General features: G+C 40.0%; 17 protein-coding genes. 9 read left to right on the top strand and 8 right to left on the bottom strand.

Features of this window, described 5'->3' with window-relative positions:
* Positions 1-226: 226 nt before the first annotated feature.
* Complete coding sequence (locus M3205_RS14545) at positions 227-1993, bottom strand: alpha-glycosidase (protein WP_251170572.1); 1767 nt, start codon at positions 1991-1993, stop codon at positions 227-229.
* Between the two features lie 312 nt (positions 1994-2305).
* On the opposite strand from M3205_RS14545, the gene M3205_RS14540 reads away from it, so the two are divergent.
* The 5 genes from M3205_RS14540 to M3205_RS14520 all read left to right on the top strand — a co-directional run bounded on the left by M3205_RS14540 (position 2306) and on the right by M3205_RS14520 (position 8773).
* Positions 2306-3598: an extracellular solute-binding protein gene (locus M3205_RS14540; protein ID WP_251170571.1), complete on the top strand. Its 1293-nt coding sequence runs from the start codon at positions 2306-2308 to the stop codon at positions 3596-3598.
* A 257-nt stretch (positions 3599-3855) separates the two neighbouring features.
* Entirely contained in the window at positions 3856-5139 is a 1284-nt protein-coding gene (locus tag M3205_RS14535) for a carbohydrate ABC transporter permease (RefSeq protein ID WP_251170570.1), read from the top strand.
* Between the two features lie 2 nt (positions 5140-5141).
* Positions 5142-5984 (top strand): sugar ABC transporter permease, encoded by an 843-nt coding sequence (locus tag M3205_RS14530; protein ID WP_251170569.1) that lies wholly within the window; start codon positions 5142-5144, stop codon positions 5982-5984.
* A gap of 89 nt (positions 5985-6073) precedes the next feature.
* On the top strand, positions 6074-7612 hold the full coding sequence (locus M3205_RS14525) for an alpha-amylase family glycosyl hydrolase (RefSeq protein WP_251170568.1): 1539 nt from the start codon (positions 6074-6076) through the stop codon (positions 7610-7612).
* Positions 7613-7726: 114 nt separating this feature from the next.
* On the top strand, positions 7727-8773 hold the full coding sequence (locus tag M3205_RS14520) for a LacI family DNA-binding transcriptional regulator (RefSeq protein ID WP_251170567.1): 1047 nt from the start codon (positions 7727-7729) through the stop codon (positions 8771-8773).
* A gap of 37 nt (positions 8774-8810) precedes the next feature.
* Here M3205_RS14520 and M3205_RS14515 read toward each other — a convergent pair whose 3' ends face one another.
* The gene (locus M3205_RS14515) at positions 8811-9680 is read right to left on the bottom strand and encodes an SDR family oxidoreductase (protein ID WP_251170566.1); all 870 of its coding nucleotides are present in this window, start codon (positions 9678-9680) and stop codon (positions 8811-8813) included.
* 119 nt (positions 9681-9799) lie between these two features.
* On the opposite strand from M3205_RS14515, the gene M3205_RS14510 reads away from it, so the two are divergent.
* The gene (locus M3205_RS14510) at positions 9800-10303 is read left to right on the top strand and encodes a GNAT family N-acetyltransferase (RefSeq protein ID WP_251170565.1); all 504 of its coding nucleotides are present in this window, start codon (positions 9800-9802) and stop codon (positions 10301-10303) included.
* Between the two features lie 42 nt (positions 10304-10345).
* Here the strand turns inward: M3205_RS14510 and M3205_RS14505 are convergent, their stop codons facing one another.
* Entirely contained in the window at positions 10346-10837 is a 492-nt protein-coding gene (locus M3205_RS14505) for a YajQ family cyclic di-GMP-binding protein (protein WP_035327116.1), read from the bottom strand.
* A gap of 157 nt (positions 10838-10994) precedes the next feature.
* Between M3205_RS14505 and M3205_RS14500 the strand changes: the two genes are divergently transcribed.
* Positions 10995-11858 (top strand): CvfB family protein, encoded by an 864-nt coding sequence (locus M3205_RS14500; protein WP_251170564.1) that lies wholly within the window; start codon positions 10995-10997, stop codon positions 11856-11858.
* 52 nt (positions 11859-11910) lie between these two features.
* On the opposite strand, the gene M3205_RS14495 is transcribed toward M3205_RS14500, so the two are convergent.
* Both M3205_RS14495 and M3205_RS14490 read right to left on the bottom strand, forming a co-directional pair.
* Positions 11911-12042: a DUF3941 domain-containing protein gene (locus M3205_RS14495; RefSeq protein ID WP_009331260.1), complete on the bottom strand. Its 132-nt coding sequence runs from the start codon at positions 12040-12042 to the stop codon at positions 11911-11913.
* Positions 12043-12151: 109 nt separating this feature from the next.
* Positions 12152-13006, bottom strand: coding sequence for a DegV family protein (locus M3205_RS14490; RefSeq protein WP_251170563.1), 855 nt, complete (start codon positions 13004-13006; stop codon positions 12152-12154).
* A gap of 125 nt (positions 13007-13131) precedes the next feature.
* Here M3205_RS14490 and M3205_RS14485 point away from each other — a divergent pair, with 125 nt between their 5' ends.
* A complete protein-coding gene (locus M3205_RS14485; protein WP_251170562.1) occupies positions 13132-13962 on the top strand; it encodes a YitT family protein in 831 nt (276 codons plus the stop codon).
* Between the two features lie 19 nt (positions 13963-13981).
* Entirely contained in the window at positions 13982-14731 is a 750-nt protein-coding gene (locus M3205_RS14480; RefSeq protein WP_251170561.1) for a BsuPI-related putative proteinase inhibitor, read from the top strand.
* Between the two features lie 35 nt (positions 14732-14766).
* Here M3205_RS14480 and M3205_RS14475 read toward each other — a convergent pair whose 3' ends face one another.
* The 3 genes from M3205_RS14475 to M3205_RS14465 all read right to left on the bottom strand — a co-directional run bounded on the left by M3205_RS14475 (position 14767) and on the right by M3205_RS14465 (position 16048).
* The gene (locus M3205_RS14475; protein ID WP_251170560.1) at positions 14767-14952 is read right to left on the bottom strand and encodes a DUF3813 domain-containing protein; all 186 of its coding nucleotides are present in this window, start codon (positions 14950-14952) and stop codon (positions 14767-14769) included.
* 2 nt (positions 14953-14954) lie between these two features.
* Positions 14955-15107, bottom strand: coding sequence for a hypothetical protein (locus tag M3205_RS14470; RefSeq protein WP_174750431.1), 153 nt, complete (start codon positions 15105-15107; stop codon positions 14955-14957).
* A gap of 122 nt (positions 15108-15229) precedes the next feature.
* Entirely contained in the window at positions 15230-16048 is an 819-nt protein-coding gene (locus tag M3205_RS14465) for a Cof-type HAD-IIB family hydrolase (RefSeq protein WP_251170559.1), read from the bottom strand.
* Between the last annotated feature and the right edge of the window lie 219 nt (positions 16049-16267).

The raw sequence follows: 16267 nt of genomic DNA, 5'->3' as shown, positions 1-16267 counted from the left end.
GAACTATTATTCGAAATTCTGATTTAGAGTTTCGTAATAGTTCGTTTTTTTTATTTTTATTACTTTTTAAAATAGAAATCATTCGGCTTTAACAACGGACAATTTAGTTCTGTCCCAGCCTCTTTTTGTTTACTATTTGTTTTACTTTTTGACGTTTTCTCCCTGTCAACCGAACCCGTTAGTCTTGCCCTTAAAGACTTTTCCTTATTTCAATCAGGTATCCTATTTAGTGAAGGTTAGCAGGGAAATACAGGATTTCAAACCCCCAGCCATCAAGCTGAACTTTAAGGTTTTCCGCTTCAGCTGCAAATTCTATGTCTGTAAGCATATTCGTTACCTTAACACCCTTAAGGGGATAAGGCAATACAAATTCCGCCCTTTCATCCGAGGGGTTACCGAGTACAATGATCGTTTTTTCATTATCATATTTTCGGTAGGCAACTATATTAGATTCCGTTTCAATAAATTCAAAATGGCCTTCATTTGCGAGCAGCTTTTCTTCCTTCCGAACCTTGATGAGCTTCTGAATATGAGAAAACAATTCACGGTCCTGTTTTGCCTCATCCCATTCCATGCATTTTCTGCATCCGGGATCCATTGCACCACTTAGTCCAATTTCATCTCCATAATATAGGCATGGTGAACCCATAAAGGTGAATAAAAGTGTGTAAATTAGCTTTACCCTGTCTTTATTTTCTTCACATTCCGTTAAGATCCTCGGTGTATCATGGCTTCCAACCAGATTGAATGCAGATTCATAGACAGTGGCAGGATAGCTGTTAATTTCAGCGGTCATATTATTGGCGAACTCACTGCCGGTTATAGATTTCTTCGCAATTAAATTTAGCAGGTTGGTGGTAAAAGGATAATTCATGACAGCATCAAATTGGTCTCCGCGCAGCCATGGCATAGAGTTGTGCCAGATTTCACCTAATATATAGAGGTCTGGTTTGATGCTTTTTACAGTCTGCCTGAACTCACGCCAGAACTGATGGTCAACTTCGTTTGCCACATCCAGCCGCCAGCCGTCTATATCAAACTCTTCAATCCAGTATCTGGCTACTTTTAGCAAATATTTTTTCACATCTGGATTTTTTGTATTCAGTTTTGGCATTTGTTCTACAAAAGCGAAGGTCTCATAATTAGGGCGCTCCCCGCCTCTCAGAGGGAAACTGTGTGGGTGGAACCAGTCCTTATAAGGTGATGTTTCTTCCTTATCAAGCACATCCTGAAATGGGGGGAAATAGTATCCACTATGGTTGAAAACAGCATCCAGCATCACTTTAATATCCCGATCATGGCATTCTTTTACAAGTCTCTTTAAAGTATCTTTCGCACCAAACTGGGGATCAATTTCCAGATAGTCTATTGTATCATACTTATGGTTGGAAAATGCCTTGAAAACAGGTGTGAAATAGATGCCTGTAATGCCGAGTTCCACAAGATAGTCCAGATGTTCAATAACACCTTCAAAATCTCCGCCAAAAAAGTTATTCGCAGAAGGCTCCTCACTTCCCCAAGGAAGAACACCTTCAGGGTCATTGTCTGGATTTCCGTTAGCAAATCTTTCCGGAAAAATCTGATACCAGACCGTATCCTTTACCCAGGATGGGGCTTGAAATACTTCTTCAGGGTGCAGGTAAGGAAAGTTGAAATAATAACCTGAATCAGCTGGAGCTTCCTCGTAAAAGCCTTTTTCAGTCAAAATCAATTCTTCTTCCCCGGACTTTAAGTAAAATCCGTACCGGGATCTTCTAAATGGCGGGTTAATATAGGCATGCCAATAATCATAAATCCCATCAGAACCTGATTTCTGCATATCTGTTTTTTCATACTGCCATTTACCATCTGCCCATAAGTACTGGTCACCGTGCAGTAAAGTAACTTTAGAAATATCATCTTTCTTTGTTTGCAGTCTAATATGTAAGGTTTCCCTGCTGATAGGATAAACAAAATGATCAGCAGGGTAGTGTATGATGGCTGCCTTTTCCATTAAAAATTCCCCTTTCATAATGCAATCGCTTGCATTATACCACAGTAATGAAGCGAAAATGTATAGTGTAAATTCGAGTGTTTACAAATATATTATTTTCAAACAAAAATAATTTAGAAAAAAGTAGTTGTAAAAGCCCAAAAACCTTGTATAATAAAAAATAGAAATTGTGCAATCGTTTTCATTAAGCGGTTTCATTGAATTATAGGTTAAGTGAACGCTGTTTTAGAAACAGACTAAAGCGTTTACAAATTTGTGCAAACGGTTGTACTGTTTACATTAAGCAACAGATCTATTTAAGGGGGCAATTTCATGAAAAAGTCACTATCTTTCTTTATGATGCTGGTATTGGTTATAGGAATGCTGGCAGCTTGCGGTCCTCAGCGTGAGGCACAGCCGGAAAAAACAGATAAAGATAACGGCACAGGTGAAAACCAGGCTGAAGAGCCGAAACCAGAAAAATTAGTAGTTTGGGAAGACACAGATAAAGGCGTAGCATTAAAGCCTGCCATTGAGTCTTTTGAAAAAGAATATGGAATTAAAGTTGAATTCAAAGAATTAGGCATGGCTGATAAAATCCGTGACCAATTAAGACTTGATGGACCTGCAGGAAATGCACCTGACGTTGTTACACTTCCTCATGACCAAATTGGCCAGGTTGTAACAGAAGGTCTTCTTCAGGAAATCAAAGTTGATGACAGTGTTCTTGATACTTTCACAGAATCATCCATCAGTGCTCAAATGTATGACGGAAAACTATATGGTCTTCCAAAAGCAACTGAAACACCAGTTTTCATCTATAATAAAGCATTAATGGAAAAAGCTCCTGAAACAATGGATGAGCTTTATACTCAAGCTAAAGAATTAACAACTGGCGGCCAGTATGGATTCCTGGCTTTATTCGATAACTTCTATTTCGCTCACGGCCCTATCGCTGGCATGGGAGGATATGTTTTCAATGAAAATGACGGAGCATTAGACCGTGAAGATGTTGGTTTGAATAACGAGGGCGCTGTTGAAGGTGCTGAATTTATTCAAAAATGGTACAGCGATGGCTTATTCCCTAAAGGAATTATCGGGGAAAGCGGAGGAGCTGCAATGGATGGCCTATTCAATGAAGGAAAAGCTGCTTCTGTAATGAATGGTCCATGGGCACTTCAAGGAATGAAGGATGCAGGGATCGATGTTGGTGTTTCTGTAATGCCTAAGCTTCCAAACGGTGAGCATGTTAAAACATTCATGGGGGTTAAGGGATGGAATGTAACTGCATTCACTAAAAATCCTTACTGGGCAACCAAGTTAGTTGAACATATTACAAATGAAGAAAACGCAAAAATCCGTTTTGAGACAACTCAGGAAATCCCTCCTGTAAAGTCTCTTATTGAAGATCCGGTAATCGCAGACAATGAAGCTGCAGAAGCTGTTGCTGAGCAATCTCAATACGCGGTTCCAATGCCAAATATTCCTGAAATGGCTGAAGTTTGGGGACCAATGGCCTCTGCACTTCAAACAATTGCAACAGGTAAAGCGGAGCCAAAAGCAGCGCTTGATGATGCAGTTAATACTATCAAAACAAATATTGAAACAAATCACCCTGCCAAGTAAAGCTTGACAGACAAAAGGGCGGTACCTCCGAGGAGGTATTGCCCATACTTTTATGTAATGATAAAAAAAGCAAGTGCCTGAGCAGACTGCTTCAAATGAATACTTTCGAAGCTTTAAGCAGGAGCGGCAGAAAGCCGCTTTCATGTTCCTTTTATGAGCAACCGTTTGCACAAAAAACCAATCGGTAATATTCTTATAAATGAAATATAATAATAGAAAAATACTTTCTCCTATAAGAAAGGGGAGGCAATAGCCATATGGACGCAAAAAAAATGACATCCAACCATGGAAGAAACGCTGCTCTATTATCCATCCTGCCTGGATTTGGACAGTTTTATAATAAACAGTTCCTGAAAGGTGCCATATTTTTAATTCTTACCATTTCGTTCTTTGCGTCATTCTTTGACACACTGAATTGGGGATTTTGGGGACTTTTCACATTAGGTGAAATTCCAGTTCTGGACCATTCGATCTTTCTTATGATCGACGGAATTATTGCACTGATCATTACAGCATTGGGGCTGATTATTTATGCCTTCAATATTTATGATGCTCATAATAACGGGAAAAAACGTGATTTGGGATTGGCATTAAACAGTGTCAGAGAGCAGTACCACAATCTTCTTGATAATGGTTTCCCATACTTAATGATCTCACCTGGTTTTTTTCTTTTAGTGTTCGTTGTAATTTTTCCCATCTTATTCGTTGTTCTTCTAGCATTTACTAACTATGATCTATATCATTCTCCGCCTGCAAAGCTGGTAGATTGGGTAGGTATTCAGAACTTTATCGATATTTTCAAGCTGGATTTATGGAGAAAAACATTCTTTGGTGTACTGGGCTGGACAATAGTCTGGACTTTCGTTGCTACCACCTTGCAGGTAGCCTTGGGCATTTTCCTGGCAATTCTCGTAAACCAAAAGGATCTTAAAGGGAAAGCATTAATCCGGACAATCTTCATTCTTCCCTGGGCCGTGCCGTCATTTATATCAATACTGATTTTCTCCGGCATGTTCAATGAGACTTTCGGTGTGGTTAATAAAACGATTCTGGATGCACTTGGCATCGGTGCCGTTCCATGGATGACTGAGGAAAATTGGACACGTTTAGCTTTAATTTTCATCCAGTCCTGGCTTGGATTCCCGTTCATTTTTGCCATGACGACCGGTGTGCTGCAGTCTATTCCGGATGAGCTTTATGAAGCTGCAACAGTTGACGGTGCAACGATTCTGCAGAAATTCACAAAGATTACTCTGCCGTTGGTTTTATTTGCAACGGCGCCGATTATCATTACTCAATATACCTTCAACTTCAATAACTTTAATGTTATCTTCTTGTTTAATGGCGGCGGACCGGCTATACCGGGCCAAAATGCCGGCGGTTCGGATATTCTTATATCCTGGATTTATAAACTGACTATGACTTCTGCCCAATATGGTAAAGCAGCTGCAGTTACTATGATTCTTTCGCTTATCGTCATCACTGTAGCATTATGGCAGTTTAGAAGAACAAAATCTTTCCAAGAAGAGGATTTGATGTAGATATGAGCATAAAGAAAAATAAAATGATCCGGCTGACTCTTTCATATTTAATCATTGCCTTAATGAGCTTTATTGTCATTTATCCGCTTTTATGGGTAGTAGGCTCATCATTAAATCCGGGCCAGAGTTTGTCAGGATCATCTATGTTTCCTGAAAATCCAACCTTGGCACATTACAAATATCTATTCGATTTAGAGAAGTCCAATTATGTTAAATGGTACTGGAATTCATTGAAAATAAGTACGCTGACAATGATACTTACGGTTATTACAGTATCCTTGACTGCCTATTCGTTTTCACGCTACCGCTTCATCGGAAGGAAAAATGGTTTATTAACCTTCCTGATCCTGCAAATGATACCTAACTTTGCAGCACTGATCGCCATTTTTGTATTAGCGACAAGAACTGGTTTAATTGATACACATCTTGGATTGATCCTGGTATATGTCGGTGGTCAGATCCCAATGAATACATGGCTGATGAAAGGTTATCTCGACACGATTCCGAAAGAGCTTGATGAATCTGCGAAAATGGATGGTGCAAGCCATCTGCGTGTATTCTGGCAAATTGTTATGCCTCTTGCAAAACCAATTATTGCAGTAGTTGCCCTATTTTCATTCATTGCGCCTTTTGGAGATTTCATCCTTGCAAGAATTCTATTAAGAACAGATGAAAAGTTCACAATGGCAGTAGGATTATATGAAATGGTAGCTAAGCAATTCGGAAATGAGTTTACAAAGTTTGCAGCCGGCTCGGTCTTAATAGCAATTCCGATTGCTGCACTTTTCCTTATGTTCCAAAAATACTTTGTATCAGGTTTGACGGCAGGGGGAACAAAAGGCTAATCTTAAAGGGCTGAAACTTTACTTGGCGCTGCAGGCTGCGAACTTGATTGCAGTTTCGCAGCGGCTTGAAAAATGAAGGAGGAGCGGCGATGAAAAAAGGAATCATAACCTTCATCTTAATCCCGTTTCTTCTTTTTTATGCCCTGCCGGCAGGAGCAGCTGAAAAAGAAGAGCGAAAATGGCAAGATGAATCAATTTATTTTTTAATGGTAGACCGATTTAACAATGGAGATGCAAAAAACGACTTTAAAGTTGATGTTAAGGACCCAAAGGCTTATCATGGCGGAGATTTCAAGGGCATTACAGAACGCCTTGATTATATTAAGGAGATGGGGTTTACAGCAATTTGGCTGACTCCGGTTTTTGATAATGAAGAGAATGGCTATCACGGTTACTGGATAAAAGATTTTTATAATACGGAAGAACACTTTGGGACAATGGATGAGTTCAAAGAGTTAGTCAAGGAAGCTCACAAAAGAGATATGAAAGTGATATTGGACTTCGTAGTGAACCATGTAGGCTACAATCACGAGTGGGTTAAAGACCCTGAAAAAAAAGATTGGTTCCATGAAAAAAAGGATATCGCGAACTGGTCGAATCAGGCTGAAATTGAAAATGGCTGGATATATGGGCTCCCTGATTTAAACCAGGAAAACCCTGATGTGAAAAATTATTTAATAGATGCAGCTAAGTGGTGGATTGAAGAAACGGATATTGACGGTTATCGCCTTGATACCGTTAAGCATGTTCCAAAATCTTTCTGGAGCGAATTCGCCAAAAATGTTAAATCAGTCAAAGAAGACTTTTACTTGCTTGGGGAGGTATGGTCGGAAGATCCCAATTATATAGCCCAATATGAAAAAACAGGGATAGACGGCTTTGTGGATTATCCTCTTAACGACCATTTAAGAACTGCTTTTGCAGAACCTGATAAATCGTTAAGCTGGCTTTTTACTAACTGGGACCGAAATAAAGCAATTTATGAAAATCCCTATTTGATGGGAAGCTTTATGGATAATCATGATACGGTCAGATTTACCCGTGATGCTATATCAAAAAATCATCATCCGGGGCCAAGATGGAAGCTTGCATTAACATACATGTATACTTCACCAGGGATTCCAATTGTTTATTATGGAAGCGAAATAGCCATGGATGGCGGTGAGGATCCTGATAACCGCAGGCAAATGGATTTCCGTACAGACAAAGAATTGATAGATTATATCGCAAAACTTGGAGAAGTTAGGCAATTGCTGCCTTCTTTAACGAAAGGCGATATGGAACTGCTGGAGGAAAAGGACGGTTTTGCTGTTTATAAACGGACATTCGAAGATGAAACGACAGTGATTGCGATCAATAATTCAACAAAGACACAGAAAGCAGTACTTGATTCCTCTCAATTGGAAGAAGGAAGAGAGCTGCGCGGTATGATTTCTGATGATCTTATCCGAAGCAAAGACGATAAATATGAGTTGATTATTGATCGGGAAGAAGCTGAAGTATACGTTCTGAAAGAAAAATCAGGATTGAATATTCCCCTGATTGGAGCCCTTGCAGCAGTTTATTCAGCTTTTATGATTTTTCTATATCTTTTATGGAAGCGGTCAAAAAAGAAGAAATCCGAATAATTTTAATTGCCTCCCCTTCTTCCCAGTCTTGTTTACTGTTTGAGAAATGGAAAGAAATCAAACCTGCATGATTATAATATTAATAACATAGACCTCAAGGAGAGGGTGATTCTATTGGCAGTCACAATTAAAGATGTAGCAAAGATGGCAAAAGTTGCGCCTTCTACTGTTTCAAGGGTTATTGCCAACAATCCTCGCATTAGCGAGAAAACCAAGCAAAAAGTCAGAGAGGCGATGAAACAATTAGGCTACCATCCGAATTTTATTGCCCGCAGTCTTGCAAGCCAGTCAACCCGCGCAATTGGACTGATAATGCCAAGCTCCACAGATGTTGTATTTCAGAACCCATTCTTTCCAACTGTCCTTAGAGGTCTGAGTGAGGGAGCCCATGAAAGGCATTATGCCCTTCATATGACAACTGGAAAAACGGATGATGAAATCTTTGAAGGTGTAATCCAGATGGTACAGGGCGGCCGGGTGGATGGAGTAATTTTGCTTTATTCAAAAGTGGAGGACAAAGTTCTTGCCTTTCTAAAGGAAAGAGATTTCCCGTTTGTGGTTATAGGCAAGCCTTTTTCCGATGAAGAGGAAATTACTTACGTAGATAATAACAATTTCCGCGCAGCCAAAGAAGTAACGGAATATTTGATTAAGCTCGGGCATAAGCAAATTGCATTTGTCGGAGGAAATTTGAATCTAACCGTTACAGTAGAACGGCTGCTTGGCTATGAAAAGGCATTAAGGGATGCTTCAATTGAACTGGTCAATGAATATATTGTTCATGAGGAATTTCTTAAAGAAGGGGGGCAGGAGGCTGTCAGGGGCCTCATATCCCTTGAAAAACCTCCAACTGCACTTGTGGTTGCGGATGACTTGATGGCATTGGGTGTCCTGAATACATTAGATGAATTGGGAATAAGAGTTCCTGAAGATATGTCTATCATCAGCTTTAATAATGTGTTGTTAGCTGAAATGTCCAGGCCGCCGCTGACTTCAGTCGATATCAATATATTCGATCTGGGATTTGAATCTGCCAGAAGCCTCATTTACAGAATTGAAAACCCGCGTGAGCCAGTAAAGCGGATTATCATTCCACACAAACTTGTAAAACGTTCTTCATGCAGCAGTCCTATGCCTGAAGAGCCGGGGATTGTATCATAAAAAGGGAAGCCTGCAGCAGGCTTCCCTTTCAATTTGTTTATCCATTTACAATTGTTCCGCCATTGATATGGATCATCTGGCCGCTAACATAAGATGAATCATCACTGGCAAGATATACATAGGCAGGTGCCAGTTCATAAGGCTGTCCTGCTCTGCCTATTGGGGTATTTGAACCGAATTTTGATACCTTATCTGCTGTGAATGTAGATGGAATAAGCGGTGTCCAAATAGGTCCCGGAGCCACTCCATTTACGCGAATTCCCTGTCCAGCCAGCGATTTGGCCAATGAGCGTGTGAAGGAGACTATTGCGCCTTTTGTAGAAGAGTAGTCGATAAGCTGTTCGTTTCCTTCATAAGCAGTTATGGATGCAGTATTGATGATGGAGCTTCCTTTTTTTAGGTGTGGCAATACTGCCTTAGTCAGATGGAAAAATGAAAAGATGTTTGTTCGGAAAGTTTTTTCAAGTTGTTCAGCAGTAATATCAAGCAGGCTTTTTTGAGGGTGCTGCTCGGCTGCATTATTCACCAGTACATCGATTTGACCGAACTTATCAAGGGTTTTCCTGACAATATCCTTACAGAATGTTTCACTGCCTATATCTCCTGAAATCAACAAGCATTCCTGTCCTTCAGCCTGGATGGCCTCTTTTGTTTTTTCCGCATCTTCATGTTCGTCTAAGTAAACAATTGCTACGCTGGCTCCTTCTTTGGCGAAATAAGTGGCCGCTGATTTCCCAATGCCGCTGTCTCCGCCTGTGATTAAAACAACTTTTCCTTTTAATTTATCAGACCCCTTATAGTTTGGATCGACAGATTGCGGCTCAGGCTGCATTGGCGGCTCTGTGCCGGGCTGATGATCCTGATGCTGGGGCGGAAATTCTGTTGGATTGTTATGAGAATCAGACATTTAAAAATCCCTCCAAATCATTAATACTCTTTTTCATTCCCACTTTATTATGGTGAAAAACCATGGAAATTATTTGAATTAATTTTTATAATGGATATAAAAAGAGCGGGGGAAGAAAATTGCAAATTCGCTTTGCTGAGAAAAAGGACGCCGCAGCAATCTTAAAGCACTGCAGGCAAGCTTTTGGAGAAAGTGATTTTTTATTGACCGAGCCGGAAGAATTTACGATGACTCTAAAGGAAGAGGAGATCTGGATTGAAAGGAGTCTTCAATCAGGAGATCTGATCTTAATAGCAGAAATTAACCAGGAAGTGGTTGGGATGCTGAACTTAAGACGCTCAAAAAGCAAAAAGGTTAACCATTTGGGGTATTTCGGAATCTCGATACAGGAGGAGCATTGCAATCAGGGACTGGGGAGCAAAATGATGAAACAATTCCTGCAATGGGCTAAAGGAGAACCCGGTCTGGAAAAAATTTGTCTTGAGGTGTTTGCCTATAATGAGAGGGCCATTCATATGTACAAACGATTTGGATTTCGGGAGGAAGGCCGTAAAATTAAACATATAAAAAGAAAAGATGGGACCTATGCAGATGAATTATTGATGTATAGATTTGTTAAATAGCAGCACAAACAAAAAAGCAAACGGAGTTTTCCGTTTGCTTTTTTAGCGATAGTTAACGAATTGAACATCAACTGTCAAATCTGCTTCTTTAACAGCAGCAATGATCTTCTGCAGATCATCGCGGTTTTTGCCGGTCACACGTACCTGATCATCCTGAACCTGGCTCTTCACTTTCAATCCGCTGTTTTTAATCAGAGTATTAATCTTCTTGGCATTTTCTTTATCAATGCCCTGGACAAGCTTTGCTCTTTGGCGGACCGTTCCGCCTGATGCTCCCTCAATCTTGCTGTAATCAAGATTTTTTACAGGAATGCCCCGTTTGATTAACTTGCCTAATAAAACATCCTTAAGCTGGTCAAGCTTAAATTCATCATCAGATAGAAGCACAAGCTCTTCTTTATCCAGCTTTATATCACTTTTGCTGCCTTTAAAGTCATAGCGGGTGGAAATTTCCTTCATGGCAATATTAATGGCATTGGTTACTTCAGAAAAGTCGACTTTGGATACAATATCAAATGAGCTTTCTTTAGACATGACAGCCTCCTTAGGGATAACAATTTAAGTTTCACTTCTAGTCCTTATTATAGTAAAATATAGCAGTTCAAACAACTTTAGGAGTTATGTGATCTTTTTGGGGAAAGATTTAATATAATGAATATTTGCTGTTTATTGCAGAGAAGGAGGAAAAGAGATGGCTATAGAAGAGAATTTGGGCCGTGCTGTTAAGCTGATCGTTTCAAGGGAAGCGGCATATGGCTATTTTTTAACGGATGGAGAGGAGGATGTTCTTCTTCATCAGAATGAGACGGATGAAAAGTTCGAAGTAGGGCAGGAGGTTGAGGCTTTCCTTTATATGGACTCACAGGGAAGAATCGCAGCAACAACTGTCATTCCAGAGATTCAGGCTGGTACATATGGCTGGGCGCATGTAAGCGATGTAAAACCCGGCATCGGTGTATTTATCAATATTGGCATTCAGAAGGACATGCTCCTTGGGGAGGAAGATCTTCCTGTCCACGAAGCTGTGTGGCCGATTGAAGGAGATAGATTATACATTACACTCCGGGTAAATAAGAATAACCGGATTTATGTGAAAATGGCTACTGATCCTGTCATTACTGATATTTCAAATAAAGCAACCAAAAGTGACTTTAATAAAAATATTCACGGACATATTTATAGAACCGCAAAGGTTGGAAGCTGGATTTTTACAGATGAGGGTTTTAAAGGTTTTATCCATGAATCCCAGCGAAAAAGAGAGCCACGTCTTGGAGAGAAAGTGGAAGGCCGCATTGTTGATGTAAAGGAAGATGGGACAGTGAATGTTTCTCTTATACCAAGAAAGCATGAAGCACTTGATAATGATTCCGAAAAAATCATTGCTTATCTTGAAAGCCGAAGCGGTGCGATGCCATATGGCGATAAAAGCGCCCCGGAAGATATCCAGGAACGTTTTCAGTTAAGCAAAGCTTCCTTTAAAAGAGCTTTGGGCCGGCTTATGAAGGAAGGCAGGATTTATCAGGAAGATGGCTGGACCTACATTAAGAAAGACTAATCAACTGCAAAAAATAATAAAACGGACAAGCCAATGCTTGCCCGTTTTATTATTATAGGTGATCTGTCTTTTTTGAATATTGGTTTTTCCCGGCTTTGCGATTTTTCTCACGCATCATATTTTTTTCGTGGAGAAGCGCATTATTGTCTTTCGCTTTCTTATCATTATCGGAAGTATGCGGCATAATAAGAATACTCCTTTCATACTGATAGATTTTGCCTTCAGGAATATAACTGAAGTACAGTCATATTGTCTGTCAGAATGAAATGGAGTATGTATCCTGCACTTATGGTTTAAATTTGCTTAAAGTAGAATATCGCTATAGACCCTGGGCCGGTATGGGCCCCAATTGCTGAACCAATGGATGTTATATAGACTTCTTTGGCATTAAGCTCGTCAAGTATCAGATTTTTCATTTCAAGAGCTGTGTCTTCATCATCAGCATGGCTGATGCCGACAGTCTGCATCTCAAAGGAAGTCCCATTTTCTTTCATAAGCTCTATAATGCGGCGAAGCAGCTTCTTCTTGCCGCGCAATTTCTCAATCGGCACAAGTTTGCCATCTTCAACTGTTAAAAGAGGTTTAATATTCAAAAGTCCGCCCAAAAATGCCGAGGCTTTCGAAACACGGCCGCCTTTTGCAAGGTATTCAAGATCATTTACCGTAAATAAGCTCTCGAGGTTCCGGCAGCGGAATTCGATTACTTTCTGGAGGTCTTCCTTGCATGCTCCTGATTGTGCTGCAGCTGCAGCATCCTTCACAATTAATCCGTATCCCAATGAAGCAGCTTTGGAATCGATGATGGTTAATTGGAAATCGGGGTAGTTCTCTTTTACTTGCTCAAGGATCATGACAGCGGTCTGGTATGTACCCGAAAGTTCAGAGGAAAAAGAAATATAAATGCCGTCTTCATTATTTTCTGCCATTTTATTGAACGTTTCCTCAAAAAGAAGAGGCGATACTTGAGAAGTTTTAGGCATTTGGCCTTCCCGTATAGCTCTATAAACATCCTTGGGTTCTATGGTGACTAAATCTTCATATTCTCCATCATTCAGTTGGACCTGTAACGGAAAAAGTGTGACGCCATGTTGTTTATAAAAGCTAAGCGGCAAGTCACACGCACTGTCAGCTAGAATTTTTACTGACATTATCTTTCACCTGCTTTCAAACTATATGAATTAAGTTTATAGAATTCAAGGAGAAAAAACAATGAATTGTGTTGAAAATGCACCTTATTAGGGTAAACAAACTATAAAAATTCAGGGGGTAAAAAATGGTTTGGCTAGAAACTAAGAAAGTATTTATTGTGTTGATTGGCGCGATATTGAATGCAATCGCGATGAATTTTTTTCTCATACCCGCAAATGTATATGCAAGCGGTTTTACAGGAGTGGCACAGCTTCTTTCAAGCATTCTGGGTGATTTCGGATCAACAGGTATATTGCTGTTCATTCTAAATATTCCTGTTACCATATTGGCTTGGAATAAGGTTGGCCGTTCGTTTACGGTTTATAGTTTTTTAAGCGTTTTCCTGATGTCTTTCTTCCTTGAAGTGATACCTGTAATCCACGTATCAAAAGATATCCTGCTAAATGCCGTTTTTGGAGGTGTCATAGCAGCTGTAGGTGTAGGGATCACACTTAAATGGGGGGCTTCCACAGGAGGAATGGATATTATTGCGATGGTTTTGTCCCGAATGAAAGACAAACCAGTCGGTACATATTTCTTCACTCTGAATGCCATTATTATTATAACAGCCGGTTTTCTGTATGGCTGGGAAAAAGCGCTATATACCCTTGTAACACTTTATGCTTCTACAAGGGTTATTGATGCCATCCACACCAGACATGAAAAACTTACAGCTCTGATTATCACAAAAAAATCTGAAGAAATGAAAAAAGCGATTCATGACAATCTTGTCAGGGGAATAACAACTTTCCCTGCAAAGGGAGCTTTTACAAATGAAAATAAGGATATGATGATGATTGTCATCACACGTTATGAGTTATTTGACCTTGAAAGAATCATAAAAGAAGTGGATCCGAATGCTTTTACAAATATTGTTCAAACAACTGGTGTATATGGTTTCTTCCGCAGGGATTAAATGAATGGAGGGATGAAGGATGCTTCGGCTTTTGGCTGCTGCTGTAATTATCTTTACTATGCCTATGCAAAGTTTTGAAGCTTCTGTAAAGGAAATGCCTTATGACTTTAATGTAATGCCTCAAGCAGGACAAGAAACACTAAAGATCGATTTGCTTCTGAGGAATAAGGCCAATTATCCGCTGAGTTTTGAGTTTGGATCCTCTCATTTTTATGAAGTGGAGATTTTCACTCAAAATGGCGATAAGGTATATTCCTCCTCAGAAGGAAAAGTATTTTTACAGGCTATCCAAAACATTACCATTAACCCGGATGATAACAAGTTATGGGAAGAGCAGTGGGATTACATGCATAAAGGGAAAAGAGTTCAGGAGGGAGAGTACCTAGTAAAAGCTCGGCTGCTGGCATCAAACTTAAATGGGGAAAAGTTGGAGACAAAACCTGAATCTCAAGCATCTGTTTATATCCCGGGCCAAAATCCTTCCTTCAGCCAGGCAAAGGTTACAGGCGGGAACGGGGAATATACCATATTATTTAATGCTCGCCCAAAAAGCGGAAAGCTATGGTATACAGTTGAAGATGGCCATAATGAGCTGCAGCCTGAAAAGCCCATAGTGGCGTCATCAAATGATTGGAAGAGCTATAGGATAGAAATAAGCATTCCTTCTGAGAACATCCCTGAAAACGGAACAGTGCTTTTGCATTTATATGAAAAAGATGTAAAAGGGGATATAATAAATTCTTTTCCTGTTATCCTGGAAAAGAGGTAAAAAGAGCTGGCAGCCATTGAGGCCGCCAGCTCTTTTTAGCGATACTGCGAATATTGTTCAAGCTCCTGCTGCATCTCCCGGAGCTGTGCCTGTTCAGCAACTGTTGAGTTGGCAAACGCGGAACTTAAAGCATTTTTCGCCCGGGAAACAGTTTCTTCGTCTGCAGAATTTTTGGCTAATTCCACATACTTTCTGGCTTCCTGAAATAATCTGTTACCCATCGCTATATTCCTCCGAGGGATGATTCTTTCACATTAGCTAATTTTTGGGCTTCCGCCTCAGCATAGGTCATGTGGTACGGGATACGCTCATCATGCTTACTAACAGTATCAGCACCCTGTTGAACGAAGCGTTTTGATTTATTACGTTTACCCATTCGAATCCCCTCCAGCAAGAGTTTGAAGCTGCAATTGGGCTGCTTCATCTTTAGTATGCTCTAGAGGAAGGATTTAAAAAGGGGATTTAACTGTTTCTATTTAATTCCTATTAATGAACTTTTTATAAAGCTTTTAGGTTTAGTAATTCATTTAGATAAATGCCAATGCCATCTTCCTCATTGGTTAATGTGACTTCTTTGGCAATATTCTTCACCTGGTCAATCGCATTGCCCATGGCAATCCCGTAGCCTGCAAATTCAAGCATTTCAAGATCATTGTCCTCATCGCCAAAAGCAATGATCCGCTCGGGCGGTATTTGGAAGTAATCAGCTGCTTTTTTGAGCCCCACAGCTTTATTCAGTCCAGTTTTCACGATTTCAATGACATGCCAGGGAGCTGCCCATCTGCGGTGGTCAATTACTTCGGCATGGACTTCGGAAAGATGGTTTCTGATGGATTTTACATGTTCCTCATCAGTATGGATCAGCATGCTTGTCGGATTATCTTTTAAGTAACTGCGCAAATCCCCGGTGGTAATATTTGGATCGCCGAAACCAAAGATATCGAGAAGCTTCTCATCATGGTAGTGCAAATAAACATCATCAATAACTTCTGCAACGATATTATGAATCGTATAGCTATTAACGGCTTCGACAATTTCCTTAGCCACGTTCATTTGCAGTGGTGTGTGGTAAACACCCCAATTATGGTCTTTAGGATGATGTATGTATGCACCATTGAAATTGACAATCGGAGTAGTCAGATCCATTTCACGATAGTAAATTTCACTCGAGCGAAATGGCCTTCCAGTGGCAATCATAACTTCATGCCCTTGTTCACGTGCCTTTTGAATAATCATTTTAGTTTTAGCCGAGATGGTTTTGTCATCTTTTAATAAAGTGCCATCAAGGTCCAATGCAATTAAATGTTTTTCTGCCATAAGATCTCCTTCTAAGCGCTCAGCACTTTTATAATAATGTAATTGCAGCCAGCAGACTCGAGCGCATGGCTTATAGTGAAGTATGCCCCGCTTTTGTTCTAAGTGTAAAGGTTTTGGAAAAGAAAAGTCCACATGTTAAACTGAAAATATCGAAAGAATTACATAAGACAAGAGCTTAAGCTTTTACAAAATCAATTTATACATATATGTTATCAATAT

The organism is Cytobacillus firmus (assembly GCF_023715565.1).
In the GTDB taxonomy this organism is placed as follows: Bacteria; Bacillota; Bacilli; order Bacillales; family Cytobacillaceae; genus Cytobacillus; species Cytobacillus firmus_C.
This window is presented reverse-complemented; position numbering and strand designations above follow the sequence as displayed.

What these genes read in the sequence shown, in the direction of transcription:
- M3205_RS14525 (WP_251170568.1), top strand. Translation starts at nt 6,074, where the DNA reads ATGAAAAAAGGAATCATAACCTTCATCTTAATCCCGTTTCTTCTTTTT.
- M3205_RS14490 (WP_251170563.1), bottom strand. Translation starts at nt 13,006, where the DNA reads ATGTCAGTAAAAATTCTAGCTGACAGTGCGTGTGACTTGCCGCTTAGC.
- M3205_RS14475 (WP_251170560.1), bottom strand. Translation starts at nt 14,952, where the DNA reads ATGGGTAACAGATTATTTCAGGAAGCCAGAAAGTATGTGGAATTAGCC.
- M3205_RS14470 (WP_174750431.1), bottom strand. Translation starts at nt 15,107, where the DNA reads ATGGGTAAACGTAATAAATCAAAACGCTTCGTTCAACAGGGTGCTGAT.
- M3205_RS14545 (WP_251170572.1), bottom strand. Translation starts at nt 1,993, where the DNA reads ATGGAAAAGGCAGCCATCATACACTACCCTGCTGATCATTTTGTTTAT.
- M3205_RS14535 (WP_251170570.1), top strand. Translation starts at nt 3,856, where the DNA reads ATGGACGCAAAAAAAATGACATCCAACCATGGAAGAAACGCTGCTCTA.
- M3205_RS14530 (WP_251170569.1), top strand. Translation starts at nt 5,142, where the DNA reads ATGAGCATAAAGAAAAATAAAATGATCCGGCTGACTCTTTCATATTTA.
- M3205_RS14515 (WP_251170566.1), bottom strand. Translation starts at nt 9,680, where the DNA reads ATGTCTGATTCTCATAACAATCCAACAGAATTTCCGCCCCAGCATCAG.
- M3205_RS14465 (WP_251170559.1), bottom strand. Translation starts at nt 16,048, where the DNA reads ATGGCAGAAAAACATTTAATTGCATTGGACCTTGATGGCACTTTATTA.
- M3205_RS14480 (WP_251170561.1), top strand. Translation starts at nt 13,982, where the DNA reads ATGCTTCGGCTTTTGGCTGCTGCTGTAATTATCTTTACTATGCCTATG.
- M3205_RS14540 (WP_251170571.1), top strand. Translation starts at nt 2,306, where the DNA reads ATGAAAAAGTCACTATCTTTCTTTATGATGCTGGTATTGGTTATAGGA.
- M3205_RS14485 (WP_251170562.1), top strand. Translation starts at nt 13,132, where the DNA reads ATGGTTTGGCTAGAAACTAAGAAAGTATTTATTGTGTTGATTGGCGCG.
- M3205_RS14505 (WP_035327116.1), bottom strand. Translation starts at nt 10,837, where the DNA reads ATGTCTAAAGAAAGCTCATTTGATATTGTATCCAAAGTCGACTTTTCT.
- M3205_RS14495 (WP_009331260.1), bottom strand. Translation starts at nt 12,042, where the DNA reads ATGCCGCATACTTCCGATAATGATAAGAAAGCGAAAGACAATAATGCG.
- M3205_RS14500 (WP_251170564.1), top strand. Translation starts at nt 10,995, where the DNA reads ATGGCTATAGAAGAGAATTTGGGCCGTGCTGTTAAGCTGATCGTTTCA.